The organism is Streptomyces sp. CNT372 (assembly GCF_000377145.1).
Genome location: NZ_KB897783.1, coordinates 289,415 through 314,366, shown reverse-complemented (window position 1 = coordinate 314,366; position 24,952 = coordinate 289,415). Strand labels below are relative to the sequence as shown.

Annotated in this window: 25 protein-coding genes and 1 riboswitch; of the genes, 12 read left to right on the top strand and 13 right to left on the bottom strand. The window is 74.2% G+C overall.

Going from position 1 to position 24,952, the window contains the following annotated elements; genetic code table 11:
- Positions 1-13: 13 nt before the first annotated feature.
- Positions 14-2,011: an anthranilate synthase family protein gene (locus C593_RS0118470; protein WP_018848790.1), complete on the bottom strand. Its 1,998-nt coding sequence runs from the start codon at positions 2,009-2,011 to the stop codon at positions 14-16.
- Between the two features lie 111 nt (positions 2,012-2,122).
- On the bottom strand, positions 2,123-2,182 hold the full coding sequence (locus tag C593_RS32580; protein WP_106434699.1) for a trp operon leader peptide: 60 nt from the start codon (positions 2,180-2,182) through the stop codon (positions 2,123-2,125).
- Positions 2,183-2,280: 98 nt separating this feature from the next.
- On the opposite strand from C593_RS32580, the gene C593_RS0118465 reads away from it, so the two are divergent.
- Both C593_RS0118465 and C593_RS0118460 read left to right on the top strand, forming a co-directional pair.
- Positions 2,281-3,633, top strand: coding sequence for a class II 3-deoxy-7-phosphoheptulonate synthase (locus tag C593_RS0118465; protein WP_018848789.1), 1,353 nt, complete (start codon positions 2,281-2,283; stop codon positions 3,631-3,633).
- 166 nt (positions 3,634-3,799) lie between these two features.
- Positions 3,800-4,060 carry a (2Fe-2S)-binding protein gene (locus C593_RS0118460; protein ID WP_018848788.1) on the top strand — a complete coding sequence of 87 codons (261 nt, stop codon included), beginning with the start codon at positions 3,800-3,802 and terminating at the stop codon, positions 4,058-4,060.
- A gap of 58 nt (positions 4,061-4,118) precedes the next feature.
- On the opposite strand, the gene bfr is transcribed toward C593_RS0118460, so the two are convergent.
- Positions 4,119-4,598: a bacterioferritin gene (gene bfr, locus C593_RS0118455; RefSeq protein ID WP_018848787.1), complete on the bottom strand. Its 480-nt coding sequence runs from the start codon at positions 4,596-4,598 to the stop codon at positions 4,119-4,121.
- Positions 4,599-4,756: 158 nt separating this feature from the next.
- Between bfr and C593_RS0118450 the strand changes: the two genes are divergently transcribed.
- Positions 4,757-5,389, top strand: a complete 633-nt coding sequence (locus C593_RS0118450; protein WP_018848786.1) for a sulfite oxidase-like oxidoreductase — start codon at positions 4,757-4,759, stop codon at positions 5,387-5,389.
- Between the two features lie 30 nt (positions 5,390-5,419).
- Here the strand turns inward: C593_RS0118450 and C593_RS0118445 are convergent, their stop codons facing one another.
- The 5 genes from C593_RS0118445 to thiO form a co-directional block, all read right to left on the bottom strand.
- Positions 5,420-6,268, bottom strand: a complete 849-nt coding sequence (locus tag C593_RS0118445) for a deoxyribonuclease IV (protein ID WP_018848785.1) — start codon at positions 6,266-6,268, stop codon at positions 5,420-5,422.
- 4 nt (positions 6,269-6,272) lie between these two features.
- The gene (gene pknB / locus C593_RS0118440; protein WP_018848784.1) at positions 6,273-8,240 is read right to left on the bottom strand and encodes a Stk1 family PASTA domain-containing Ser/Thr kinase; all 1,968 of its coding nucleotides are present in this window, start codon (positions 8,238-8,240) and stop codon (positions 6,273-6,275) included.
- A 124-nt stretch (positions 8,241-8,364) separates the two neighbouring features.
- The gene (locus C593_RS0118435; protein WP_018848783.1) at positions 8,365-9,165 is read right to left on the bottom strand and encodes a thiazole synthase; all 801 of its coding nucleotides are present in this window, start codon (positions 9,163-9,165) and stop codon (positions 8,365-8,367) included.
- Positions 9,166-9,170: 5 nt separating this feature from the next.
- Positions 9,171-9,371, bottom strand: coding sequence for a sulfur carrier protein ThiS (gene thiS, locus C593_RS0118430; protein ID WP_051093726.1), 201 nt, complete (start codon positions 9,369-9,371; stop codon positions 9,171-9,173).
- Between the two features lie 68 nt (positions 9,372-9,439).
- Positions 9,440-10,708, bottom strand: coding sequence for a glycine oxidase ThiO (thiO, locus tag C593_RS0118425; protein WP_018848781.1), 1,269 nt, complete (start codon positions 10,706-10,708; stop codon positions 9,440-9,442).
- Positions 10,706-10,818, bottom strand: a riboswitch (TPP riboswitch). Its footprint overlaps the gene before it by 3 nt.
- An 83-nt stretch (positions 10,819-10,901) precedes the next feature.
- On the opposite strand from thiO, the gene C593_RS0118420 reads away from it, so the two are divergent.
- The 6 genes from C593_RS0118420 to C593_RS0118395 all read left to right on the top strand — a co-directional run bounded on the left by C593_RS0118420 (position 10,902) and on the right by C593_RS0118395 (position 15,797).
- Positions 10,902-11,243, top strand: coding sequence for an avidin-fold protein (locus C593_RS0118420; RefSeq protein ID WP_018848780.1), 342 nt, complete (start codon positions 10,902-10,904; stop codon positions 11,241-11,243).
- Positions 11,244-11,298: 55 nt separating this feature from the next.
- Positions 11,299-12,504, top strand: a complete 1,206-nt coding sequence (locus C593_RS0118415; RefSeq protein ID WP_106434698.1) for an FAD-dependent oxidoreductase — start codon at positions 11,299-11,301, stop codon at positions 12,502-12,504.
- A 106-nt stretch (positions 12,505-12,610) separates the two neighbouring features.
- Positions 12,611-12,976: an Rv2175c family DNA-binding protein gene (locus tag C593_RS0118410; RefSeq protein ID WP_018848778.1), complete on the top strand. Its 366-nt coding sequence runs from the start codon at positions 12,611-12,613 to the stop codon at positions 12,974-12,976.
- 81 nt (positions 12,977-13,057) lie between these two features.
- Positions 13,058-13,753 (top strand): thiamine phosphate synthase, encoded by a 696-nt coding sequence (gene thiE, locus C593_RS0118405; protein WP_026277816.1) that lies wholly within the window; start codon positions 13,058-13,060, stop codon positions 13,751-13,753.
- A 237-nt stretch (positions 13,754-13,990) separates the two neighbouring features.
- Positions 13,991-14,908: a methylenetetrahydrofolate reductase [NAD(P)H] gene (gene metF / locus C593_RS0118400; protein ID WP_018848776.1), complete on the top strand. Its 918-nt coding sequence runs from the start codon at positions 13,991-13,993 to the stop codon at positions 14,906-14,908.
- 52 nt (positions 14,909-14,960) lie between these two features.
- Positions 14,961-15,797 carry a hypothetical protein gene (locus tag C593_RS0118395; protein ID WP_018848775.1) on the top strand — a complete coding sequence of 279 codons (837 nt, stop codon included), beginning with the start codon at positions 14,961-14,963 and terminating at the stop codon, positions 15,795-15,797.
- Positions 15,798-15,873: 76 nt separating this feature from the next.
- On the opposite strand, the gene C593_RS0118390 is transcribed toward C593_RS0118395, so the two are convergent.
- From C593_RS0118390 to C593_RS0118370, 5 genes are all read right to left on the bottom strand, one after another.
- Positions 15,874-17,373 carry a phytoene desaturase family protein gene (locus C593_RS0118390; RefSeq protein WP_199790056.1) on the bottom strand — a complete coding sequence of 500 codons (1,500 nt, stop codon included), beginning with the start codon at positions 17,371-17,373 and terminating at the stop codon, positions 15,874-15,876.
- A gap of 29 nt (positions 17,374-17,402) precedes the next feature.
- Positions 17,403-18,023 carry a DUF4126 domain-containing protein gene (locus C593_RS0118385; protein WP_018848773.1) on the bottom strand — a complete coding sequence of 207 codons (621 nt, stop codon included), beginning with the start codon at positions 18,021-18,023 and terminating at the stop codon, positions 17,403-17,405.
- Between the two features lie 445 nt (positions 18,024-18,468).
- Entirely contained in the window at positions 18,469-19,083 is a 615-nt protein-coding gene (locus C593_RS0118380; protein WP_026277815.1) for a TetR/AcrR family transcriptional regulator, read from the bottom strand.
- Positions 19,084-19,142: 59 nt separating this feature from the next.
- Positions 19,143-21,230 carry a YhgE/Pip domain-containing protein gene (locus tag C593_RS0118375; protein ID WP_018848771.1) on the bottom strand — a complete coding sequence of 696 codons (2,088 nt, stop codon included), beginning with the start codon at positions 21,228-21,230 and terminating at the stop codon, positions 19,143-19,145.
- Positions 21,202-22,080: an ATP-binding cassette domain-containing protein gene (locus C593_RS0118370; RefSeq protein ID WP_018848770.1), complete on the bottom strand. Its 879-nt coding sequence runs from the start codon at positions 22,078-22,080 to the stop codon at positions 21,202-21,204. The genes C593_RS0118375 and C593_RS0118370 overlap by 29 nt, the downstream gene beginning before the upstream one ends.
- 210 nt (positions 22,081-22,290) lie before the next feature.
- Here C593_RS0118370 and C593_RS0118365 point away from each other — a divergent pair, with 210 nt between their 5' ends.
- The 3 genes from C593_RS0118365 to C593_RS0118355 all read left to right on the top strand — a co-directional run bounded on the left by C593_RS0118365 (position 22,291) and on the right by C593_RS0118355 (position 24,330).
- A complete protein-coding gene (locus C593_RS0118365) occupies positions 22,291-22,836 on the top strand; it encodes an SAV_6107 family HEPN domain-containing protein (RefSeq protein ID WP_018848769.1) in 546 nt (181 codons plus the stop codon).
- A gap of 56 nt (positions 22,837-22,892) precedes the next feature.
- Positions 22,893-23,681 carry a methyltransferase gene (locus tag C593_RS0118360; RefSeq protein ID WP_078521644.1) on the top strand — a complete coding sequence of 263 codons (789 nt, stop codon included), beginning with the start codon at positions 22,893-22,895 and terminating at the stop codon, positions 23,679-23,681.
- Between the two features lie 250 nt (positions 23,682-23,931).
- The gene (locus C593_RS0118355; RefSeq protein ID WP_018848767.1) at positions 23,932-24,330 is read left to right on the top strand and encodes a DUF3040 domain-containing protein; all 399 of its coding nucleotides are present in this window, start codon (positions 23,932-23,934) and stop codon (positions 24,328-24,330) included.
- Positions 24,331-24,952 lie beyond the last annotated feature (622 nt).

The window sequence follows — 24,952 nt, the reverse complement described above, 5'->3', positions numbered from 1 at the left end:
GGCGGGGCCGGTCTCAGCCCACCAGCACCCCCGCCAGCAGGTTCGCCGTCAGCTCCGCACCGTTCAGGGTGAGCACCGACTCGGGGTGGAACTGCACCCCGGCGAAGCCCTCGCCGCGCAGGGCGTGCACGTCCCCGCTCGCCGCGTCACGGGACAGCTCCACCCGGTGCATCGCCAGTTCCGCCGCCGTCCGCTCGTCGCAGCGGGCGGTGAAGCTGTTGTAGAAGCCGACGGTCTCCGGGCGGCCGAAGAAGTCGATCCGCTCCTGCGCCCCCTGGAACGGCTCGGCCTTGCGCACGAGGTCCAGGCCGAGTTCGGCGGCGATCAGCTCGTGCCCCAGGCACACACCCAGCAGCCCGTGCCGGTGCCCGGCGAGCAGGTCCCGGGTGAGGGAGCGCAGGAAGCGCATCCGGGGGGCGGCCGGGTCCGAGGGGTCGCCCGGGCCGGGCCCCAGCACCACCGGCCCGTCGTGCCCGAGCGCCAGCTCCCGCAGCCCCGGCACATCGTGGCGGACCACCGACACCGCGAGCCCGGTCGAGCGCAGCAGATGCGCGAGCATCGCCGTGAAGGTGTCCTCCGCGTCCACCACCAGGCACTCGCCCGTGAGCCGGCCCGCTACGGGCGGGGCGCCGTCCTGGAGCCGCAGCCAGAACGGGGCCAGCCCGGCCCGCCGCGCGTCCAGCGCCGCCCGCACCCGGGGGTCGTCCGCGAGCCGGGGCGCCGGTCGGCCGTCCTCCGGCGGCGCGGGCCGCACCCCCAGCGCGGCGAGCACCCCGGCCGCCTTGGCGTGTGTCTCGGCGACCTCGCCCATCGGGTCCGAGTGGCGCACCAGCGTCGCGCCGACCGCCACCCGCAGCCCGCCGGAGGCGTCGATGTCGGCGGTGCGGATCAGGATGGGCGAGTCCAGGGTCTGGGCCCCGCCCGCGTCCGTGCCCAGCAGCGCCAGCGCCCCCGCGTAGTAGCCGCGGCCCGAGCCGCCGGGGCCGGGGGGCTCGTGGCGCTCGATGACCCGGCAGGCGTTCTCCAGCGGTGAGCCGGTGACCGTGGCCGCGAAGAGGGTCTCCTTCAGCACCTCCCGCACGTCCAGTGAGGAGCGCCCCCGCAGCTCGTACTCGGTGTGCGCGAGATGGGCCATCTCCTTCAGCCGGGGGCCGACCACCACCCCGCCCCGGTCGCCGACGGTGCACATCATCTTCAGCTCCTCGTCGACCACCATCGACAGCTCCTCGCGCTCCTTGCGGTCGGCCAGGAAGCTGAGCAGCCCCTCGGCGTCCGGCCCCCCGGGCGGGTAGCGGAAGGTCCCGGAGATCGGGTTCATCACGACCGTCCCGCCGCTCATCCGGACGTGCGCCTCCGGGCTCGCGCCCACCAGGGTCCGTTCCCCGGTGTGCACCACGAAGGTCCAGTACGCGCCCCGCTCACCGGTCAGCAGCCGCCGGAACAGGGCCAGCGCGTCCGCCCGGCCGAAGCCGGGGACCGTGCCGGTGAAGGTGCGACGGATGACGAAGTTGGCCCCCTCGCCGCGCCCGATCTCCTCCTCGACGACCCGCCGGACCACCTCCGCGTACTCCTCGTCGCCGGTGTCGAAGCCGCCGCCGGTCACCGCGACCGGGTGGGCGGGCAGGGCGTCGAGGAGGGCGTCGAGCGGCAGCTCGCGGTGCTCGTCGGCGGTGAGCACGGCCAGCGGGGTGCCGTCGTCGCGGACCGCGAAGCCGCGCTCGGCGATCTGGCGGAACGGGACCAGGGCGAGGGAGGGGCGCCCGCCGACGGGCAGGTCCGCGAGCCGTCCGGTCTCCCGGACCTCGCCGACCAGCACCTCGACGAGGGAGTGGTCCCGGCCGGGGGTGCGCCGGCGGAGCAGGGCGAACGGCGGGCAGGACGGGTCCAGCAGCCGGGCCACCAGCGCGGCGGCGTCCCCGGCCGGGGCGGGAGCGTCAGCGGCCGGCACGGCGGGGCTGGCGACGTCGCCGGTGTGCGCCGGGCCGGTGGAGACGGGTGGGGGAGTGGTCATGCGGGGTTCCTTCCGGAGGGAGGAACGGCCGCGGATCCCGGCACCGGTCCCGGCACCGACGGAAGAAGGCCGCCCCTCGGGCGGCCTTCGCGATCGGTCGTGTGCGCGCGATCAGGAGGTGGGCCGCCGGTGAGCGGGCCACCACCAGTTCTGGATCTGCGGTGCGAGCACACCGCGACCCTACCGGGCGACCGGCCCCTTTCGTGCCGGTCGTCTCATTTGATGGGCGCGGGCATGGACACCCTCCGGGACCCCGTAGTGTTGACGGTGTGACCGTGAACGCTAAGACCACCGCTGACGGTGGCAACACCTGGCGACACCTGCCCGCGGCGCAGCAGCCCGAGTACCCCGATGCCGAGGCTCTGCGCGATGTGATCGCGGACCTCGAGTCGTATCCGCCGCTCGTCTTCGCGGGCGAGTGCGACATGCTGCGCGACCGGATGGGAGCCGTCGCCCGGGGCGAGGCGTTCCTCCTCCAGGGCGGTGACTGCGCCGAGGCGTTCGACGCCGTGTCCGCCGACCACATCCGGAACAAGCTGAAGACGCTGCTCCAGATGGGCGCCGTGCTCACGTACGCGGCCTCGGTGCCGGTCGTCAAGGTCGGCCGTATCGCCGGCCAGTACTCCAAGCCGCGCTCCAAGCCGACCGAGACCCGCGACGGCGTGACCCTGCCGACCTACCGCGGCGACTCCGTCAACGGCTTCGACTTCACCGAGGAGGCCCGGGTCCCGGACCCGGAGCGCCTGAAGCGGATGTACCACGCCTCCGCCTCCACGCTGAACCTCGTGCGCGCCTTCACCACCGGCGGTTACGCGGACCTGCGCCAGGTGCACGCCTGGAACCAGGACTTCGTGAAGTCCTCCCCGTCCGGCCAGCGCTACGAGCAGCTCGCCCGCGAGATCGACAACGCGCTCAGCTTCATGAAGGCGTGCGGCACCGACCCGGCGGAGTTCCGCACGGTCGAGTTCTTCTCGTCCCACGAGGCCCTGCTCCTGGACTACGAGTCCGCCCTGACCCGGGTGGACTCGCGCACCGGCCGGCTGTACGACGTCTCCGGCCACATGGTCTGGATCGGCGAGCGGACCCGGCAGCTCGACGGCGCGCACATCGAGTTCGCCTCGAAGATCCGCAACCCCATCGGGATCAAGCTCGGCCCCACGACCACGGTCGACGAGGCCCTGCAGTACGTCGACCGCCTGGACCCGGAGCGCGAGCCCGGCCGGCTGACCTTCATCGTCCGCATGGGCGCCGACAAGGTCCGCGACAAGCTCCCCGAGCTGGTGGAGAAGGTGACCGCCTCCGGCGCCACCGTCGCCTGGGTGACCGACCCGATGCACGGCAACACCTTCGAGGCGGCCTCCGGCCACAAGACCCGCCGCTTCGACGACGTCCTCGACGAGGTCAAGGGCTTCTTCGAGGTCCACAAGGCGCTGGGCACCCACCCGGGCGGCATCCATGTCGAGCTCACCGGTGACGACGTCACCGAGTGCGTGGGCGGCGGCGACGAGATCTTCGTCGACGATCTGCACCAGCGCTACGAGACGGCCTGCGACCCCCGGCTGAACCGCAGCCAGTCGCTCGACCTCGCCTTCCTGGTGGCGGAGATGTACCGCGACCAGTAGTTTCCCCGGCGAACCAGTGGGGCGCGGATCCTTGTGATCCGCGCCCCACTGTCGTTCACCGGGCTTTTCCCGATCCCGCCGGACGGGTAAGGTTAGGTTAGCCTCACCGACGGATCGGGGGGCGAACCGGGACGGCTCGGCCCCTCCCGCACGATCTCCCAGGGAGGTGGACCGCGTGTACGTCTGCTCGTGCTTCGGCATTACGGAGAAGCAGGTCAAGGAGCACGCGGAGGCCGGTGCCTGCACCCCCCGCCAGATCGCCTCGGTCTCCAAGGCCGGCACGGACTGCGGGTCCTGCGTCCGCCGTATCCAGGGAATCCTCGGCCGCGGGGCGTGCCCGCGCCGCGAACTGCTGGACCAGGGCTCCGGTGCCCGCGTCCTCGCCGCGGAGACGGCCGGCGTACCCGCCCTCGACGAAGCAGCCTGAACCGGAGGCCGCGGCGCGGCTCGGGGAGAGGTCGAGCGGATCAGGGCCGGACGGCCTCCTAGCCCTCCGGCTGCTCGATGAGCTGGGCGATGTAGAGCGGTTCGCCGAGCTTCTCGATCAGTTCCAGCTGGGTGTCCAGGTAGTCGATGTGGTGCTCCTCGTCCGCGAGGATCGACTCGAAGATGTTCGCCGAGGTGATGTCGCCCTTGGCGCGCATGATCTCGATGCCCCGCTTCAGCCGGTCGATGGCCTCGACCTCGACCTGGCGGTCCGCCTGGAACATCTCGGTGACCGTCTGGCCCACCCGCACATGGAACAGCCGCTGGTAGTTCGGCAGGCCGTCCAGGAAGAGGATGCGGTCGGTCAGCACCTCGGCGTGCTTCATCTCGTCGAACGACTCGGCCCGGGTGTACTTGGCGAGCTTCGTCCAACCGAAGTTCTCCTGCATCTTGGCGTGCAGGAAGTACTGGTTGATCGCGGTCAATTCGGCCGTCAGCTGCTCGTTGAGGAACTCGATGACCTCGGGGTCGCCCTGCATCGCAGAGGCTCCTTCCGCGCGTAAGATCGATCTGGCAGGTTCGCGCATCCTCGCACCGAGTCATCGGACCGTCCAGTAAGTGCCTCCTTAGTAGGAGTTGCCCGAATCGGGCCAGACCTGGTCATGACCACCCCTCCCGGTCTGTCACCATGGAAGGCATGGGTCAGCCGGAGAGCCGGGATCACCGCGCACCACAGGAGTCCGAGCTTCCGCCGGGGCAGCGACTGCAGCGTGGCTGGCCGGTCACCCACTACGGACCCGTCCCCAAGTTCAAGCCCGACCGCTGGGAGTTCAGGGTCTTCGGCGCCACCGCGGACGGCGGGAAGCACTGCTGGAACCACGAGGAGTTCTCGGCCCTCCCCTTCACCACCGTCGTCGGCGATCTGCACTGCGTGACGAAGTTCAGCATGCTCGGGGCCGAATGGGGCGGGGTGAGCGCCCGTACGATCGTGGAACTGGCCCCGCCCTCGCCGGCCGTCACCCATGTCATGGTCTGGGCCGAGTACGGCTTCAGCGCCAACCTGCGGCTGGCCGACTTCACCGCGGAACGCACCGTCTTCGCGACCCACAAGGACGGCGAACCCCTCACCGCCGAGCACGGTTTCCCGCTGCGCCTGGTCGTCCCCCAGCTCTACGCGTGGAAGGGCCCCAAGTGGGTCCGGGGCGTGGAGTACATGACCGCGGACCGCCGGGGCTTCTGGGAGGAGCGCGGCTACCACAACCTGGGCGACCCGTGGAAGGAACAGCGCTACTCCTACCAGGAGGAGCCCGGGGACGGCCCCGAACTCTGAGAGCGGAGCGGCCGCCCCGCGCCGCGGCCGTCAGCGCAGCTTCTTCAGCCGCGCGATGTCCGCCGCGTGCCCTTCCTTGCCGCCCGGGGTCTCGATCACCAGGGGGACGCCCGTCATGGCGGGATGCGCCATCAGGGCGCGGAACGGCTCCTCGCCTATGGTCCCCGCGCCCACGTTCGCATGGCGGTCCTTGTGGGCCCCGGCCACATCCTTCGAGTCATTGGCGTGGACGAGCTTCAGCCGCCCCTCGCCCACCGTCGCCACCAGCTCGTCCAGGGTGCGAGCCGCCCCGCCCGGGGCCGCCAGATCGTGGCCCGCCGCGTGGATGTGGCAGGTGTCCAGGCAGACGCCCAGCTTCGGATGGGCGTCCAGAGCGGCGAAGTACGGCCCGAAGTCCTCGGCCCGGAAGCAGAGCGAGGCCCCCTGGCCGGCCGTCGACTCCAGCAGCAGAAACGGGTCGTCGTCGTGCGTCAGCTCGTCCAGCAGCGGCAGCAGATGCTCCCTGACCTGGGCGAGGGCCACCGTACGCTCCCGGCCGCCCGTCGCCGAGCCGGTGTGCACCACCACCCCACCGGCTCCGATCCGCCGCGCCCGGCGCAGCGAGTGCCGCAGCGAGACGACCGAGCGCTCCACCGTCGCCTCGGTGTGCGAGCCGAAGTTGATCAGATACGGGGCGTGCACCCAGACGGACAGCCCGTCGGCCGCGCACTCGGCCCGGAACAGCTCGTCCTGCGCCGGGTCCCCGGCCGGGGTGGCCCAGCCGCGCGGATTGGCGACGAAGACCTGCACGGCCTCCGCCTCCAGCTCCCGCGCGTAGGCCAGCCCGGTCCGCACCAGGCCGCCCGCGACCGGGACATGGCCTCCGACGGGGTTGTGCATGCCCCTAGAGTCCCTTGATCGTGATGGTGACGGTGCTGCCCTCGGGCGCCTCGCCCTCGGCGGACTGCCCCGAGACGGTGTCGCCGAGGAACGGGAAGGACTTCTTCACGTCCACGGTGAAGCCGGCCGCCTCCAGCTTCGCCGTCGCCTCCTCCTGCGTGTCCCCGACCACGTCCGGGACCTGGACCATGCGGGGGCCCTTGGACAGGGTCAGGGTCACCGTGTCACCGGCCGCGAGCTGCTTGCCCGCCGGGGCGGACTGCCGGGCGACCGCACCCGCCTCGGACGGCGCGTGCACCCGCTCCGGGGCGATCCGCACCTCCAGACCGGCCGCCTCCAGCTCGGCGCGGGCCTGCGCCTCGGTGTCGCCGGTGACGTCCGGGACGTCGACCGGGGCGCCCTTGCTGACCACCAGGGAGACCGCCGAGTCCGGGCTGCGGTTGCTGCCGGCCTCCGGGTCGGTGCGGATCACCGACCCCTGCTGGACGGTCTCGTCGAACTCGCGGGTCACGACGCCCGGGGCCAGGCCCGCCTCGCGCAGCGCCTCCCGCGCCTCGGCGAGCGGCTTGCCCGCCACGGCCGGGACCTCCACGATCCGGGGGCCCCGGGACAGGATCAGGGCGACGGAGCCGTTGCCGCGGATGCGCTCGTTCGCCGCCGGGTCGGTGCCCAGCACCGAGCCGCGCGGCACCGACTCGCTGAACCGGCGCTGCACCGCCCCCGCGTCCAGCCCGGCTTCCTCCAGCTTGGCGCGGGCCTCCGCCTCCGTCGTCCCGATGAGGGACGGGACGCGGGTGAACTGGCCCGAGTTGATGTACCAGACCCCGGCGCCCACGCCCAGCACGGCGAGGACGATCAGGACCACGGCGGGCAGACCCCGCCGGGGCCGCGGCGGGCCCGGCCGGCGGCGGCCGGTGCGCGGCGGGGTGTCCGGCGGCGCGACCGAGCCGAGGCGGGCCGTGCGGTGCACCCCGTCGGCCGGATCCGGGCCGGAGGCGGTGCGCGGCAGCACATCGGTGCGCTCGCTCCGGCCCGCCGTGCGGGGCAGCACATCCGTGCGCTCGTCGCCCGGGGCGCCCGTGCCCGGCCCGGAGCGGGCCTGCGGCGGGACCGCGTCGAGCTGCTCCTCGGACAGGGTCGCGCGGACCTCGCGGGCGCCCGCCAGCAGGGCCACCGCGTCGTACGGGCGCAGGTCGGGGTTGCGGGCCGTGGCGCCCGCGACCAGCTCGTCCAGGTCCACGGCGAGACCCGGGACCAGGGCGGAGGGGGCGGGCACGTCCTCGTTGAGGTGCAGATAGAGGACCTGGGCGGCGGTGTCGCCGCCGTGCGGCTTGGAGCCCGTGAGCATCTCGTAGAGCATCACGCCGCAGGCGTAGACGTCCGCCCGGGTGTCGGCGGTGCCGTACTCGATCTGCTCGGGGGCCAGGTAGGAGACCGTGCCGAGGACCGAGCCGGTGGTGCTCGTGACCGAGCCGACCGCCCGGACCAGGCCGAAGTCCGCCACCTTCACCCGGCCGTCGTCCCCTATCAGGACGTTCTCCGGCTTCATGTCGCGGTGCACGAACCCGGCCCGGTGGGCCGCGCCCAGCGCGGCGAGGACCGGCTCCAGGATGTCCAGGGCGGCCCGCGGCGGCAGCGCGCCCCGCTCGCGCAGCACATCGCGCAGGGTGCAGCCCTCGACGTACTCCATCGCGAGATAGACGTACGCGCCCTCGGCGCCCTGGTCGAAGACACCGACGACATTGGAGTGGGCCAGGTGCGCGACGGACTTGGCCTCGCGGATGAAGCGCTCGACGAAGGTCGCGTCGGCCGCGAGGTCCGGGTGCATCACCTTGAGCGCGAGCACCCGGTCGAGCCGGGTGTCGACGGCCCGGTAGACCGTGGCCATGCCGCCGACGGCGATGCGCTCGTCGACGCGGTAGCGGCCGTCGAGCACCTGCCCGACGAGAGGGTCCTGGAGGGTCGTGTCCACGCACCAGAGTCTACGAGCCGGTCAGGACACCCCCGCCGCTCCGGTACGCACCTGCAGCGCACCTGTGACGCACGCCCCTCCCGGCGGAGGGTCCGGGTCCGGTCCGGACCCGGACCCGGGGCGGTCAGAACGCCGGGCGCTCCGGGTCGTGGCCCAGCGCGGCGAGCCCCTCGGTGGGCGAGGACGCCTCCGCGAAGTGCCGGCGGGGGATCCGCCCCGCCCGCCGGGCCAGCCGGCCCGCCTCCACCGCGTGCCGCATCGCCTCCGCCATCAGCGCCGGTTCCTGCGCCCGGGTCACGGCCGAGGCCAGCATCACCGCGTCGCAGCCCAGTTCCATCGCCAGGGCCGCGTCCGAGGCCGTCCCGGCGCCCGCGTCCAGGATCACCGGGACGCCCGCCCGCTCGACGATGAGCTGGAAGTTGTGCGGATTGCGGATGCCGAGCCCGGAGCCGATCGGCGAGCCGAGCGGCATGATCGCCGCACAGCCCGCGTCCTCCAGCCTGCGGGCCAGCACGGGGTCGTCGTTGGTGTAGGGCAGCACGGTGAAGCCGTCGTCGACGAGGGTCTCGGCCGCGTCCAGCAGTTCGGAGCCGTCCGGGAGGAGGGTCCGTTCGTCGGCGACGACCTCCAGCTTGATCCAGTCGGTGCCCAGCGCCTCCCGGGCGAGGCGCGCGGTGAGCACGGCCTCGCCCGCGGTGAAGCAGCCCGCGGTGTTGGGCAGCACCCGGATGCCGAGCCGGGTGAGCACGGAGAGCACCGAGCCCTGCACGGTCGGGTCCAGCCGCCGCATGGCGACGGTGGTCAGCTCGGTGCCGCTGGCGATCAGGGAGTGTTCCAGGATCTCCAGGCTGGGCGCTCCGCCGGTACCCATGATCAGCCGGGAGGCGAAGGACTCGCCGCCGATGACGAGCCGGTCGTCCGCCATGGCGCTCAGCCTCCCTGGACCGCGGTGAGGACCTCGACGCGGTCGCCCGCGCCGAGCCGGGTGGCCGCCCAGGCACCACGCGGCACCACGGTCTCGTTCACCGCCGCCGCCACCCCGGAGGGCGCGGCGCTCAGCGTGGCGACGACCGCGTCCAGGGTGGTCCCGGCGGCCAGCTCCCGGGCCTCGCCGTTGACCACGACGGTCATGCGGCCGTTCACGGCCGCGCCCGGGGCGGGAGCCGGGGGCACGGCGGCGGAAGGGTTCTCGGAGGTGTTCATACGGGCTGTTCCTGTCGTACGGGGGCGAAGCGGCCGGGGCCGAACGGCCGGGCGTGCGCGGGCAGTTCGCCGTCGGCGAGGACGCTCGCGAGGACATCGCCGGTCACCGGGGCGAGCAGTACGCCGTTGCGGTGGTGGCCGGTGGCCAGCAGCAGTCCGGGCAGCGCGGTCGGCCCCAGCATCGGGGCGTTGTCGGGGGAGCCGGGCCGCAGCCCGGCGCGGGTCTCGACCAGCGGCAGTTCGGTGATCCCGGGCACCAGCTCATGGGCGTCGCGGAGGAGTTCGTAGACCCCGCCGGCCGTGACCGTGGTGTCCCAGCCCAGCTCCTCGCTGGTGGCTCCGACGACCAGCTCCCCGGACTCGCGCGGCACCAGGTACACATGGCTGCCGCGCACCATCGCCCGCACCGTCCGGGAGAGGAACGGCGCGTACGCGCGGGGCACCTCCAGCCGCAGCACCTGGCCCTTGACCGGGCGCACCGGGGGCAGCGCCCGCGGCGGCACCCCGCCGAGCCGGCCGCTGAGGCTGCCGCCCGCGAGCACCACCCGGCCCGCGGCCAGCGCGGTCCCGTCGGCGAGGACCACACCCGTGGCGCGGTCGTGCGCCACCGTCAGCCGCTCCGCCCAGCCGCGCACGAAGCCCACGCCCGCCCGGCGGCAGGCGGTGACCAGGGCGGCGGTGAGCCGCCGGGGGTCGACCTGGTGGTCCCCGTCGACGCGCAGCCCGCCGCGCACCCCGGGTGCGAGCATGGGCTCCAGCCGCCGGCACTCGCGCCCGGTCAGCCAGGCGGAGGTGAGACCCGAGCGGGTCTGGAGCGCGTGCAGCTCCCGCAGATGCGCCCGGTCGTCCGCGTCCAGGGCCACCGCGAGGGTCCCGCACGACCGGTAGCCGGTGTCCCGGCCGCTCGCCTCCTCCAGCTCCGCGACGAACGCCGGGTAGCGGCGGGCGGATTCGAGGTTGAGCGCGAGCAGGGTCTGCTCGCCGTAGTGGAGTTCGGTGACGGCCGCCAGCATGCCCGCCGCGACCTGGGCGGCCCCGCCGCCCGGTTCGGGGTCCACGACGGTGACGGTGAGCCCGCGCTGCGCGGTGCGCCAGGCGGTCACCAGCCCGATGACGCCACCGCCGACGACGAGGACGTCCGGCGCGCGCGCCGGACCCGCGGTGATGGTGGCGTCCACCGTGGTCGCCGCCTCCACCGCGTCCGCCGTGATCGCCGCGCCCGTGCCCGTTGTGTCTGCTGTGTCCGTGTCCGCTGTACGGGACATGGGTGTCCAGCCCCTCCCTTCGCCGGCATGACCCGGATCAGGTTCGTACGGTCGGGGGCCGGCCAGCCCCCCTCTCAGCCCGGTGCGTCCGGGCTCCCGCGAGTGCCTTACGGTGGCCACCCTAACGCCCCGCCCCCGGCCCCGGTAAGGGAGCGGCCGGGCCGCGGGACCACGGCACAGGAGGCGCGACCGCATGGTGAGATCGCTCGACGGGCTGGTGCTCGTCCCCGTCGCCGACCAGGCCCCCGGGCAGGTCGGCACCCGCACCCGGTTCACCTACCACGAGGAGCGCGGGCGGGTCTGGGCCGAGTACGCGGGCGGGGACGTGGTGCGCGGCCACCTCGTCGGGACCCGGGAGGGCGACCGGCTCGACTTCCGCTACGTGCAGTTGAAGGCGGACGGCACGACCTCCTCCGGGCACTGCGTCTCCACCGCGAGCGAGCTGCCGGACGGGCGGGTGCGGCTGGACGAGAGCTGGGAGTGGGAGTCCCAGGAGGGCGGCGGCACCAGCGTCGTCGAGGAGCCGCTCTCCTGACGGATCGTCAGATCGTTAGGGTGTGCGCGTGGACGAGCGGACGGTGGAGGAGCGGATGAACGAGCGGCGGGTGGTCGTCGTCGGCGCCGGGATGGCCGGTGTGCAGAGCGCCGTCGCCCTGCGCGAGGCCGGTTTCGCGGGCGAGATCGTCCTGATCGGCGCCGAACCCCACCAGCCCTACGACCGCCCGCCCCTGTCCAAGGCGATCCTGCTGGGCACCGCCGAGAGCTCCGCCTTCGACATCGACTTCGACGAACTCGGCGTCGACCTCCGCCTCGGCTGCGAGGTCACCGGCGTCCGGCCCGCCGACCACGAGGTCGACACCGAAGCCGGGCCCGTCCGCTACGACGTGCTGGTCCTGGCGACCGGCGCCGGACCCGTGTCCCTGCCCGGTGCCGAGGGCGTCCCCGGCGTCCATCTGCTGCGCACCCTCGACGACGCCGACCGCCTGCGCCCGGTGCTGGAACGCCGGCACGAGATCGTGGTGGTCGGGGCGGGCTGGATCGGCGCGGAGTTCGCCACCGCCGCCCGGGAGGCGGGCTGCGCGGTCACCGTCGTGGAGGCCGCGGACCGGCCGCTCGCCGGGTCCCTGCCCGCCGAGGTCGCCGCGCCGATGGCCCGCTGGTACGCGGAGGCGGGCGTCCGGCTCCTCACCGGGGAACGCGTCGCGGCCGTGGAGGAGGGCGCGGTCCTCCTCGCGTCCGGGCACCGGATCCCGGCCGGGGCCGTGGTCGTCGGCATCGGCGCCCGGCCCTCGACCGCCGCCCTCGCCGGCAGCGGCATCGCGCTGGGGGCGGCCGGGGAGGTGGTCGCCGACCGTCATCTGCGCACCTCGGCCCCCGACGTCTACGCGGTGGGCGACTGCGCCTCCTACCCGTCCGCCCGCTACGGCGACCGGCTCCTCGTGCACCACTGGGACAACGCCCTCCAGGGCCCCCGGACCGTGGCCGCCGCGGTCACCGGCGGGGAGCCCGAGGCGTACGACCCGGTGCCGTACTTCTGGTCGGAGCAGTTCGGCCGCTTCGTCCAGTACGCAGGGCACCATCCGGCCGCCGACACCCTGCTGTGGCGCGGCGCCCCGGAGCGGGACGCGCAGTGGTCGGTGCTCTGGCTGCGCGACGGCGCCCTGGTGGCGCTCCTCGCCGTGGACCGGCCGCGCGATCTGGCTCAGGGGCGGCGGCTGATCGCCTCGGGGGCCCGGCTGGACCCGGCCCGGGCGGCGGACCCGCTGGTCCAGCTGAAGACGGCGGTTCCGGGCTGAGGGGTGTCCGCGGATCAGGGCCGGTGGGGGCTGTCCGGCGGATCGGGGCGCCCGCCCGCAGGCCGTCGGCTACCGGCTGTCCGCCGGGGATGGCAGGCTTGGACCCGTGACCGAGATTGACGCAAAGACCGATGCTCTCGTCCCCGCCTGGCTCCACCTGCCGGACATCGCGGAAAAGCTCGGTGTCGAGGTGACGCGGGTGCGGCAGCTGGTCAAGGAGGGCCAGCTCATCGCCGTGCGCCGTGGTGAGAACCGGACACTGCAGGTGCCCGCCGCCTTCATCGACGGCACCAAGGTGGTCAAGGGCCTCTCCGGCACCCTGACCCTGCTGCGGGACGACGGCTTCACCGACGAGGAGATGCTGGAGTGGCTGTTCACTCCGGACCCGAGCCTGCCGGGCACCCCGGCGCAGGCGCTGAGTGAGAACCGCGGCACGGAGGTGAAGCGCCGGGCCCAGGCGCTGGCCGTCTGACGCACCGCACCATCCGCCCGCCGGCCCGCTCCGGGCCGGCGGGCGTACCACGTACACCCCCGGGGGGAACCACCCATGTCCATGTCCACCGCCGGCTCCGAGTCCCCGTCCGCCGCCGCCTCCGCGCGCCCGTCCGCCCGCGAGCGGCTCGGCGACGCGCGGCTCTATCTCTGCACCGACGCGCGCCGGCGCCAGGGCGACCTGGCCGACTTCCTCGACACCGTGCTCGCCGCGGGAGTCGACATCGTGCAGCTGCGCGACAAGGGCATGGAAGCCGGTGAGGAACTGGAGCACCTGGCGGTGTTCGCCGACGCCTGCCGCCGCCACGGCAGACTCCTCGCGGTCAACGACCGCGCGGACGTGGCCCACGCCGCCGCCTCCGACGTGCTGCACCTGGGGCAGGGCGACCTCCCCGTCCCGGCCGCGCGGGCGATCCTCGGCGACGGGGTCCTGATCGGGCGGTCCACGCACGCCGAGGCCGAGGTGGAGGCGGCGGCCGTCCAGCCGGGCGTCGACTACTTCTGCACCGGGCCCTGCTGGCCCACCCCGACCAAGCCCGGCCGGCACGCCCCCGGCCTCGGCCTCGTCCGCAACGCCGCCGCCCTCGGCACGGACCGGCCCTGGTTCGCCATCGGCGGGATCGACGCGGCCAACCTGGACGAGGTGCTGGACGCGGGCGCGCGCCGGGTCGTCGTGGTCCGGGCGATCACCGAGGCGGACGACCCGGGGGCGGCCACCGCCGAGCTGGCCGGGCGGATCCGGGCCCGGCTGGGCTGACCCGGGCCGCACCCCGCTCCGCCTGCACCCGGGGCCGCACCCCGCTCCGCCTGCACCCGGGCCCTGAAACCCGCTCCGCCTGCACCCGGCGGCCGGGTCCCGGCGGAGCCCCGCTGCCGTCCGGATGGCGGCGCGCTCGTCTCACGGCTGTCCGACTGGTGGACAAGAGACCGGCCAATCATGACAAAAAGCCCTGATCCGGTTGGGTGTCCCCGTTCGCCTGGCTAACCTGCCGGTATGGCCCTCGGCACTGCTTCCACCCGGACCGATCGCGCCCGCACCGTGCGCGACATGCTCGCCACCGGCGAGACCACGTACTCCTTCGAGTTCTACTCGCCCAGGAGTGACAAGGGCGAGCGCAGCCTGTGGAACGCCCTGCGGAGGGTCGAGGCGGTCGCCCCCGACTTCGTGTCCGTCACCTACGGCGCCGGGGGCTCCACCCGCGGCGGCACGGTGAAGGCCACCCAGAAGATCGCCGCCGACTCGACCCTCACGCCCGTCGCGCACCTCACCGCCGTCGGCCACTCGGTGGCCGAACTGCGGAACATGATCGGCCAGTATGCGGACGCCGGGATCAGGAACATCCTGGCCCTGCGCGGCGACCCGCCCGGCGACCCGATGGCCGACTGGGAGAAGCACCCCGAGGGCGTGACCTACGCGGCCGAGCTGGTCTCCCTCATCAAGGAGGCCGGGGACTTCTGTGTCGGCGTCGCCGCGTTCCCCGAGATGCACCCCCGTTCACCCGACTGGGACAGCGATATCCGGTACTTCACGGACAAGTGCCGCGCGGGCGCGGACTACGCGATCACGCAGATGTTCTTCCGCCCCGAAAGCTATCTGCGCCTGCGCGACCGGGTCGCGGCGGCGGGCTGCGAGACCCCGATCATCCCCGAGATCATGCCGCTGACCAGTGTGCGGCAGCTGGAGCGGTTCCCCGAGCTGAGCAACGCCGAGATCCCCGCCGAGCTGAAAGACAGGATCCTCTCGGTCAAGGACGATCCGGCCGCTGTACGCTCCATTGGCATCGAGTTCGCGACGGAGTTCTGCGCGAGGCTGCTTGCCGAGGGTGTCCCCGGACTGCACTTCATCACGCTCAACAACTCCACCGCGACACTCGAGATCCACGGGAATCTCGGACTGCACGAACAGTCCTGACCGGCCGTATCCCGCCCCGAGCAGGGGCGGCGGCCGCTGGAGAGGGGCGGGCATGGGCTGGACGGTCCTCTACATCGCGTTCGGCGTCGTCGCGCTGTGGCTGCTCGGTGAGGTGCTGCTGCAGTACAAGGCGCGGCTGCGCTGGCGGCTGCTCGCCTTCGTCGGCTTCCTGGGCGTGGTCCTCGGCGTGCTGATGCCGTCCGTGCCGGTGATCGCGGTGGGCGCGACGGCCTTCGCGGTCGGCCAGACCTATGTGACGCTCTCCTTCCGCCGGGGCTTCTCCACCGGCTGGGCGCTCGGCGGCAAGCCGGGCGCGAGCCGTCGCCGCCGCTCGGCCGCCGAGCCGGAGCGGGAGCCGACCCTGGAGGTCTCCGACCTCTCCTACGAGCCCGCCGACGAGCAGGACCGCCCCGCTCCCGAGGTCTACGAGCCGGAGCCGCTGCCGGAGGACACCGGCCAGTACGGCGTCTACTCCGACGACGCCTATGCGGCCTCCCGCAACCGGACCGCGGCCCACGACGACTCCGGGACGCCGCGGTACGACACGGGCTACGGCGCGTACGACGCCTACGCCGACCCGGCCGCCCCCCAGCCGGACCACACGGCCGCCTACCCCGCCTACGACACCGCCGACGCCTCGTACCAGTACACCGGCTACCAGGACCCCTACGGCGCCCAGCAGTACGACGCCTACGGCACCGACGGATCCGGCTACTCGACCGCCGCCTACGCCGACCCCTACGCCCAGCAGTACGGCGACACCCCCGCCGGCGGAGTGTGGGTCCCGCAGCAGCGCGAGAGCGACGAGCCACCCGCCGAACCCCCGGCCCAGCCCTCGTCGTACGGCTACGACACCGGCTACGACGGGCAGCAGCAGTACCGTTACTGAGACGGGCGCCGGCGCGCACCGCTACCGGGACGGATGCCTGCGCACCGCTACCGGGACGGGCGCCGGCCCGGGCGGCTCACTGTGAGCCGCGGAAGTCCGCGCCCTCCACGACCAGGCCCGCGACCAGGGCGCCGGACATGCCCGTGTGGGCGAGGCCGCCGCCGGGGTGGGACCAGCCGCCCGCGAGGAAGAGACCCGGCAGCGGGGCGGAGTTGGAGGCCGGGAGCAGGGCGCCCGCGACGCCCGGGAGGGCGGGCGGAGGCACGACCGGGGTGCCGGTCGCGGCGCGGGTGTCGTCAGGGGTGAGGACCTCGCGCCACAGGGTCCGGCCGCGCAGTCCGGGGACGGCCGTCCCGGCCGCCGCCGTCATCCGGTCCGCGAGGGCTTCCGCGGCCTGAGCCCAGGGGGTGCCGTCCGCGAGGCGGGCGGGGACGGTGGCGGTCAGGGTCACCGTCTCGTGTGCGTCGTCGGGGCGCAGCAGCGGGTCGTCCGGGCGCAGCACGGTGACCGTGGGCCGCTCGGGGGCCCGGCCGGCGGCGACGGCGGACCACTCGGCGTCCGGGTCCGGCGTGTGCACCACCGTGCGGTGGACGGCGTCCGCCGGGCGGGCCCCGCGCAGCGCGAGGAGCACCCGCACCCGGCCGGTGTGCACCGCCGACTGCCACCGGGGCCACTCGTCCTGGCGCTCCCAGGGCACCACCTGGTCGCCGTGGAGGGCGGGCAGAGGGGCGCCGGAGACCACGGTGTCGGCCGCGATCCGCTCGCCGCCCGCGAGCACGAGGCCCGAGGCGCGCCCGTCCGCGACGGTGACCTCTTCGACCTCCGCGCCGAAGACGAACTCCACGCGGCGGGCCAGGCAGCGTTCGTGGACCGCGTCCGCGAGCGCCCGCAGCCCCCCGGCCGGGTACCACGTGCCGAAGGTCTGCTCCATGTACGGCAGGACGGCCGCCGCGGCGGGCGCGGTCCGCGCATCCAGGCCGTAGGAGACGGCGTACGAGCCGAGGAGGGCGGCGAGGCGGGGATCGCGCAGTTCGCGGGCGCCGATGTCGGCGAGGGTACGCGTCCGGCGGCGCAACAGGCCCTGCTTCAGGGCGGGATAGGGGTCCCGGGCGGCGAGGGCGGAGACGTCGGCGGGCAGCGGCTCCTCCAGCAGCGGGCGGCGGCTGCGTTCCCATGCCACCCGCGCCCGGCCCAGGAACTCGCCCCAGCGTTCGCCCGCGCCGCCGCCGAGGGCCGCGTCCAGCGCCGCGACCGTGCCGCCGCGCGAGGCGTCGGGCAGCAGCACGGAGGTGCCGTCGGCGAAGAGGTGCCGGGCGGTCGGGTCCACCTGGGAGAGGCTCACGGCCTTCTCCAGCGGCTCCCTTCCGGTCTTGAGGAACAGGTCCCGCCAGACCGCCGGGAGGTGCAGCAGGGCGGGGCCGGTGTCGAAGGCGAAGCCGTCCCGTGCGAAGCGGCCCAGCGCACCGCCGTAGGTCTCCCGGCGTTCGTACACCGTCACCCGGTGGCCCGCCGTGGCCAGCCGGGCGGCCGCCGCCATGGCGCCCGTCCCGGCGCCGATCACCGCAATCCGTGCCATGCGCCGACCTTATCGAGCGGCGCCCGCCCTCAGAACGGCGGCCCGTCCGCCGCACCCGCCGCGGCCAGGCGTTTCTCGTCCCGCCGCTGGGCCCGTCGGCGCAGGAAGCGGCGGATCCGGGAGACGAGGAGGAGGACCGTCGCGATGCCCAGGACCAGCAGCACCGCCGCGACGACCGCCGCCGCCTCCGGGTTGAAGACGGCGAAGGTGACGATCCCGGCGACGCCCAGGTCCTCGGCGATGCTCACCAGGACGTTGCTGAACGGCTCCGGTGAGGTGTTGACGGCCATTCTGGTGCCGGCCTTGACGAGATGGCTGACCAGCGCGGTCGAGCCGCCGACCGCGCCCGCCGCGACCTCGGGCAGCGAGCCGCTCTGGCCCGCGAGCAGCGCGGCGACCACGGCGCCCGAGAGCGGGCGGATCACCGTGTGCGCGGAGTCCCACAGGGAGTCGACGTACGGAATCTTGTCCGCCACCGCCTCGCAGAGGAACAGCACGCCCGCGACGATCAGGACGTCGGTGCGCTGGAGGGCTGGGGGGACGTCGTCGCTGACGCCCGTGGCGCCGAAGACGCCGAGCAGGAGGACCACCGCGTAGGCGTTGATCCCGCTGGCCCAGCCGCTGGTGAAGACGAGAGGGAGTACGGACACGGACGCGATCGTAGCCAGCCCGCTCCCGGCGCGGACCGGGTGTCCGGCCCAGGGCTGAGTATCCGTACTCAGCCGGGGAGATGAGTAGGCGCGCGGATGGGCCGGCGCCGGTCCGGACGGAAGAGTGGTCACCACGGCAGGGGCGCGGCGCCGCACCGGCGACACGGGGCGTCGGAACGGCGCGGCGCCCGGCCGTGACGGGGAGCACGGCCGGGGAGTCCACGACCACGGGGGAGACGGGGGACGGACTCTTCGGCGCGGGTGCACGGGGGTGCACCGCGGGGCCGGACCGGCAGCAGCCGGTCCGGCCCCGCGTCGTATCCCGCCGACGGGCCCCGGGAGCGGTGCCGCCGACGGACCCCGGGGCCGGTCCCGGCGTCCGCGACCCCGGGTGGGTCCCGGCGCGCCGGCGTCCCGGGTCCGTCCCCGGCGTTGCCGAGCCGGGTCAGTCCCGGCGCCCGCTGACCCGGCCGTGCAGCAGCAGGGACAGCGCGCCGTGCACATCGTCCAGGGACCGTTCCCGCTGGAACGCCTGCCAGTCCAGGGCGGCCACCAGGACCATCCCCACGAGGGCCGCCGCGGTGAGCGGGATGTCGATCTCCTCACTCAGCTCGCCCGCCTCGACGCCCTCGCGCAGCACCGTCTCCACCACCGCGACCGCCTCCTGCCGGACGACGAGCAGGGTGGACTGCCAGGCCCGGTTGGTGCGCCACAGCTCGGCGACGTAGAGCTGGGTGAAGGCCGGGTAGCGGTCGATGAACACCAGACCGGCGCGGATCATCGCGTCCAGCGACTCGATCCGGGTGCCGCCGCGCTCCGCGGTCTCCTCGGCGGCGGCGCGCAGGGAGGCCGTCAGCAGCCCGACGCCGTGCCGGAGCAACTCCTCGAAGAGCTCGGTCTTGCTCTTGAAGTTGTAGTAGACCGTGCCCTTGGCCACCCCGGCCCGCTCCGCGATCTCGTCCACCGTGGTGGCGGAGAAGCCCTGTTCGGCGATGAGGGTCACCGCCGCCTCGTAGAGCTTGGCACGCGTCGCCTGCCGTCTTGTGCTGCTGCTGTCCATGCCGGTGATTCTCACAGGTCCGCCGGTCTTCGCCGGGCCCGCCTTCGCGGGGCGGGCCTTCACAGCGTCAGCTCCGGGTGGAGCCGGTCCAGGGTCCAGACCTGCTTGCTCCGGGCGGAGAGCGCGGTGAGCGCCAGCGCGCCGAGGGTGAAGGCGGTCAGGACCGCCGCCGCCTGCCACACGGGGCCGAGTCCGCCGCCCGTGATCAGCCGGCGCAGCGCGTCGACCACATAGGTCATGGGCAGGAAGGGGTGGATGGCGTTGAAGAACCCGGGGGAGGTCTGCACCGGATAGGTGCCGCCCGCCGAGGTGAGCTGGAGCATCAGCACCGCGAGCACCAGGATCCGGCCGGCGGCCCCGAAGCGGGCGTTGAGCCACTGGATGATCGCGGCGAAGCAGCAGGTCACCAGGGCGAGGAAGGCGACCGTGCCCACGGTGCGGGCCGCCTCCAGGCCGAGCCCGAAGTGCAGGACGGACATCAGCGCGGCGACCTGGAGCAGCCCGATCGAGGCGACCGGCAGCCAGCCGGCGAGCGCGATCCGCCAGGCCGAGGCGCCGGCGGCCAGTGCCCTCCGGTTGAGCGGCTGGACGATCATGTACGCCACCATCGAGCCGACCCAGAGGGACAGCGGGATGAAGTACGGGGCGAAACCGGTGCCGTAGTTGGGCGCCTTGTGCAGGGATTGCGCGGCGAGCTGGACGGGGTCGGCCATGACCCCGGTGCGCTGCTCGCGGGCGTCCTTGTCGTAGTCCGGGATCTTCTCGACGCCGTCGTTCAGCCCGTCGGCCAGCTCCTGGGAGCCGCCCGAGAGCCGGTAGAGCCCGCCGTCCAGATCGCCGGCGCCCTTCTTCAGCCGGCCGATGCCGCTGTCCAGGTCGGTGGCGCCGGACTTGGCGGTGGTCAGGCCCGAGTGGATCTGCGCGGCGCCCTTGGCGACCCTCTGCGCGCCGGAGTTCAACTCGTTGATCTTGCCGACGGCGTACTCCAGGTCCTCGTCGAGCCGGGGCGCCCGCTTCGCCAGTGCGTCGGCCTGCTTCTCCAGCTTCTTCAGGTCGGCGGTCATGGTCTTCAGCCGGCCGTTGGAGTCCTTGGCCAGGGTGCCGGCGTCGTCCGCGACACGGGCCACGTCGGCCGCCGTGTCCTTGGCGCGCTTGAGGGCGGGGCAGGCGGACGGGTCGGGGAGGACGTTCTCCTCGCAGGCGGTGCGGTACAGCTCGGTCAACTCGTCGGCGGAGGCGTGCGCCTCGGCGGCCGCGCCCGGGGCGCGCTTCACCAGGTCGTCCAGGTCGCGGCGGAACTCACGGGAGGAGTCGGCCACCATCCGGGCGGTCTCGCCGATCGGCTCCTTGTACTCGCGCAGATACGGACGCACCTTGTCGGCGACGCCGTTGACCCTGCCCGCGAGCTGCCCGGTGCCGTCCGCCACCTTGCGGGAGCCGGTCTTCAGCTCGGCCGCGCCGGACTGGAGCCTGCCGATGCCGCCGGACAGCTCCTTGCTGCCGTCGCGTGCCTCACCGAGACCGTCCGCGAGGTCCTCGGAGCCCTTCTTGGCCTTCCCGACACCGGACTTGAGGTCGTCGGCGCCCTTGGCGGCCTTCTCGGTGGCGTCGTGGATGTCGGAGAAGGAGATGAAGATCCGGTCCAGGAAGGTGCGCGAGGCGTCGGTGGACGCGGCGGTGCGCACCTCGGAGAAGACCGTGCGGGAGATCTGCCCGACGATGTAGTTGTTGGCGTCGTTGGTGCGCACGCGCAGCGCGCCGGTCTCGGGGGAGTCCCCGGAACTGGAGGCGATCCGCCGGCTGAAGTCCTCGGGCATCGTCAGGGAGAGGTAGTACGTGCCGTCCTCGACGCCCTTGCGCGCGGTCTCGTCGTCGACCTCGTGCCAGTCGAAGGTCCGGCTGTCGCGCAGCTTCCGGGTGATCTCGTCGCCCGCGGTGATCCTCCGCCCGTCGGCGGTGGCGCCCTTGTCCTCGTTGACGAGCGCGACGGGTATCCGGTCGAGCCGGCCGTACGGGTCCCAGAACGACCAGAGGTAGAGCGCGCCGTAGAGCAGCGGGAGCAGCAGGACCGCGACGAGCGCGGCGCGCGGCAGCCTTCCCCTGCCGAAACGCTTCAGCTCAAGCGCGGCCAGCTTCGGCGAGCGCATCCGCCGCCCCCTCCTCGGTCGTGGTGGTGGTGGTCGTCGAGTCCCCGGGGGACTCGGGGCCGCGGTCCTCAAAGGACTCGCGGACCTTCGCCGGGTCGTCCCCGGCAGCCTCGGTCTCCGGTTCCTCCTCCGGTGCGGGGGCGGGTGCCGGGCGGTCGTCCGTCGTGCGGACCGTGAGCGCGTCCCCGGGGGACTCGCTGCACACGGCCAGGACGGTCGTGCCGGACGCGGCCACGGAGCGCAGCAGTTCCCATGCCCGGTCCCGGTCCGCGCCGGAGAGCTTGAGGTCCGTGTCGTCGACCGCGAGCAGTGCGGGGCGGCCGATCAGGGCGAGGGCGACGGAGAGCCGCAGAGCCTCCAGCCGCTCCAGGTCGCGTACGGCGGTCCGCTCGCCCTTGGGGAGGGCGCCGGTGTCCAGGCCCGCGGCCGCCAGGGCGGTGTCCAGCCGCTCCCGGGCGGCGGCCGCCCGCTCCCGGCGGGGGCGCAGCAGCTCCCGCAGGGAACCTCCGAACCGCCGCTGGAGCAGAGCCCGTTCACGCAGGTGCTCGGCGACGGTCAGCGCCGGGTCGAGGTCGCTGACGCCCGGCACCGGGCCCAGTGCGCTGATCCGGCGCACGGCGCCCATCGCGCGCGGCAGCTCCCGCCCGGCCACGGATGCGCGCCCCTCCGTGGCGCGCATCCGGCCGCTGAGCGCGAGCAGCAGACAGGTCCGCCCGGTGCCCGAGGGCCCCTCGATCGCCACCAGTGAACCGGGCTCCGCCGTGAACGTGACCGAGCGGAACACCCAGCCGCGCGGCCCCTTCAGGCCCAGGCCCCTCGCCTCCACGGCCGCCCCGTGCGGGCTGCCCATCGCACCCACCCCCTGCTTCCCCACCGCTGCCCATTCTTTGAACTGACTGGTCAGTTCAGAAACTACCCCCGATGCGGCCGGCGAAGCAAAACGAGGCGGTCTGCGCGCGGCAGTTGGGGGAAAACTCCTGTTCAGGGTGATTGTCAGTGGGGGCCTTCACGATGGATGCATACGGCCACAGCGCCGTCACACGACGACAGGAGGCTCGTCATGGCCAGCCGCTCCACCGCCGCTGCTTCGCGGCGCCGCGCCACCGGCCCTGCCCCCTCATCGACCGGCCCCGCGCACGACGTGCACCCCGTGCTGCGCCGCGCCTCGGCGCCGCCCGCCGCCCTCGACCTGCTCGCCCAGGCCCGCGCCGGGCTCGACGAGGCGGAAGCCCTTCCCACCCCCAACGAGCGTTACGCCACGGCCCATCTGGCCGCCCTGCGCACCGCGGCCGCCGTCCTGGCCGCCCGCGGCCGGCCGGAGACCGGCGCCCGGCGCCGGCAGCGCATCCGCAGCGCCTGGGAGGTGCTGCCCGAGATCGCCCCCGAACTCACCGAGTGGAGCCTGCTCTTCGCCTCGGGCGCCGAGCGCCGCGCCCGCGCCGAGGCCGGCATAGCGGGCGCCGCCCGCCCCCGGGACGCGGACGACCTGATCCGGGACGCGGGCATGTTCCTGCGCATCGTCGAACGGCTCCTCGTCCTGGAGCCCGCCCTGCCCCGGCCGCGTGCGGACCGGTCCGCGCCGGGTCCGGCCGGAGGGAGGCAATAGGGTGGGCGGCACACCGCCAGCACACCGCCAGCACATCGCCCGAGGAGCCACCTGCCGTGTCGGACCGTTCTCCTGCCTCCGGTGGGGAGACCCCACCGCGACCCTCCCGCGCGTCCCTCCGCACCGCCGTGGTCTGGGACGTCCTCCAGGACGCGATCGACCGCCGGGCCAAGGCCGCCGGGACCGAGGCGCTGGACGTCCTCGACACCGGCGGCGGCACGGGCAACTTCGCCGTGCCGCTCGCCCGGCTCGGCCACCGCGTCACCGTCGTCGACCCCAGCCCCAACGCGCTCTTCGCGCTGGAGCGCCGGGCCGCCGAGGCGGGGGTGGCGGAGCGGGTGCGCGGCGTCCAGGGCGATGTGCACGGCCTGTTCGACGTCGTGGACCGGGGCGGCTTCGACGCCGTCCTGTGCCACGGGGTCCTGGAGTACGTCGACGACCCGGCCGAGGGCCTGCGCAACGCGGTGGACGCGCTGCGCCCGGGCGGCGCCCTCAGCCTCCTCGCCGCCGGGCTCGGCGGCGCGGTCCTCGCCCGCGCCCTCGCCGGGCACTTCACGGAGGCCCGCCAGGCCCTCGGCGACCCCGACGGGCGCTGGGGTGCCGGCGACCCGGTCCCGCGCCGGTTCACCGCCGACCAGCTCACCGGGCTGGTCGCCGGGGCGGGCGCCGAGGTCTCCGCCGTGCACGGCGTGCGCCTCTTCGCGGATCTGGTGCCCGGCGCCCTGGTGGACGCCGAGCCCGGTGCCCTGGAGGCCCTGCTGAAGCTGGAGGCGGCGGCGGCCGAGCTCGCCGCGTTCCACTCCGTCGCCGGGCAGCTGCACGTCCTGGGCGAGAAGCGGGGTTGATCAGGGGCGCAGCCGCACATGGAGTAGGCCACAGGCCCTCCGTTACCGGCCCGCGCCCCGTATGATCGGGGGACGACGTCCGGCATGACGGATCGGAGGTTGGGGAATCAACGCCTCAGTAACTTCGATCGGGCATGGCGGCCCGGACTGGTGTGAGGCGAAGTGGGCGGGTTTCACGGGGGCGAATCCCTGCCTATCCTGAAAGGGCCGCATACCGGTCGCCCCCGCGACCGACGACGAGGAGGACTCCGTGCCGCTCTCGGAGCACGAGCAGCGCATGCTCGAGCAGATGGAGCGAGCGCTGTACGCCGAAGATCCCAAGTTCGCTACAGCGCTCGAGGGAAGCGGGCTGCGTACGTACACCCGGCGACGGGTCTACCAGGCAGTCGCTGGCTTCCTTGTGGGTATCGCGCTCCTCATGGCCGGAATGGTCGCGCAGCAGATCTGGATCAGCGTGGTGGGCTTCCTCGTGATGCTCGGCTGCGCGGTGCTGGCGGTCACCGGCTGGCGCAAGGCCCCCAAACCGGGTGAGCAGCAGCAGGAACCCGGTGGTCATGCCACCCGACGACAGCATCATCAGCGCCGGTCCGTGATGGACCGCATCGAGCAGCGGTGGCACCGCCGCCGCGACGAGCAGCAGGGCCAGTAGGCGACCGGTGGCCGCCGCCCGACGGCGGTCGCTCACGCCCGAACCCGACCCGGAGGGGCGACGCGCACGCGTCGCCCCTCCGGCGCGTACGGGGCAGAGTGGCGGGAACCGTGTCGGCCCTCGCACGCCGGGCCCTTGGCCGCGCTGTGCGGGGTCGGGCGGCCCGCTCGCCACCCCGGCACGGGCCGGACCCGCACCGGGCGTCCCCGGGGCCCGGCCTCCCCGGCCCCCTCGGTCCGCTCGGTCCGCTCCGGGCAGACGCGCGGCCGCCGGGCCCAGGGAACCGGAAGCCCCCTCTCTGGCCACGTACCGGAAGCCCCTCACAGGCCACAGACCGCCCGCAGGCCGCCGTCGCCCCGGCGGAGCGCACGGCGAAAGCCAGGCCGCAGCCGGGCATGGGCGCGCCGATTACCGCGGTGTGCCCGTCGGCACCGGGCGGAGCCGCAGCCGGGCGGACGGGCCCTGCCCGGCGAAGCCAGGCCGCAGCCGCCGCCCACGGCCGGGCGCCCCCGGCACGGCCCACCACCGGGCGCCGCGAACGCGGCCCACGGCCGAGCGCCCCGGACACGGCCCACCGTCCGACGCCCCCGGCGCCGCCCACCGTCGGGCGCCCCCCGGCACC

Coding starts and splice junctions, on each gene's coding strand:
- C593_RS0118470 (WP_018848790.1), bottom strand. CDS start 2,011: ATGACCACTCCCCCACCCGTCTCCACCGGCCCGGCGCACACCGGCGAC.
- bfr (WP_018848787.1), bottom strand. CDS start 4,598: ATGCAGGGCGACCCCGAGGTCATCGAGTTCCTCAACGAGCAGCTGACG.
- C593_RS0118450 (WP_018848786.1), top strand. CDS start 4,757: ATGGGTCAGCCGGAGAGCCGGGATCACCGCGCACCACAGGAGTCCGAG.
- C593_RS0118445 (WP_018848785.1), bottom strand. CDS start 6,268: ATGCACAACCCCGTCGGAGGCCATGTCCCGGTCGCGGGCGGCCTGGTG.
- C593_RS0118435 (WP_018848783.1), bottom strand. CDS start 9,165: ATGGCGGACGACCGGCTCGTCATCGGCGGCGAGTCCTTCGCCTCCCGG.
- thiS (WP_051093726.1), bottom strand. CDS start 9,371: ATGACCGTCGTGGTCAACGGCGAGGCCCGGGAGCTGGCCGCCGGGACC.
- thiO (WP_018848781.1), bottom strand. CDS start 10,708: ATGTCCCGTACAGCGGACACGGACACAGCAGACACAACGGGCACGGGC.
- C593_RS0118420 (WP_018848780.1), top strand. CDS start 10,902: ATGGTGAGATCGCTCGACGGGCTGGTGCTCGTCCCCGTCGCCGACCAG.
- C593_RS0118415 (WP_106434698.1), top strand. CDS start 11,299: ATGAACGAGCGGCGGGTGGTCGTCGTCGGCGCCGGGATGGCCGGTGTG.
- thiE (WP_026277816.1), top strand. CDS start 13,058: ATGTCCACCGCCGGCTCCGAGTCCCCGTCCGCCGCCGCCTCCGCGCGC.
- metF (WP_018848776.1), top strand. CDS start 13,991: ATGGCCCTCGGCACTGCTTCCACCCGGACCGATCGCGCCCGCACCGTG.
- C593_RS0118395 (WP_018848775.1), top strand. CDS start 14,961: ATGGGCTGGACGGTCCTCTACATCGCGTTCGGCGTCGTCGCGCTGTGG.
- C593_RS0118390 (WP_199790056.1), bottom strand. CDS start 17,373: ATGGCACGGATTGCGGTGATCGGCGCCGGGACGGGCGCCATGGCGGCG.
- C593_RS0118380 (WP_026277815.1), bottom strand. CDS start 19,083: ATGGACAGCAGCAGCACAAGACGGCAGGCGACGCGTGCCAAGCTCTAC.
- C593_RS0118375 (WP_018848771.1), bottom strand. CDS start 21,230: ATGCGCTCGCCGAAGCTGGCCGCGCTTGAGCTGAAGCGTTTCGGCAGG.
- C593_RS0118370 (WP_018848770.1), bottom strand. CDS start 22,080: ATGGGCAGCCCGCACGGGGCGGCCGTGGAGGCGAGGGGCCTGGGCCTG.
- C593_RS0118365 (WP_018848769.1), top strand. CDS start 22,291: ATGGCCAGCCGCTCCACCGCCGCTGCTTCGCGGCGCCGCGCCACCGGC.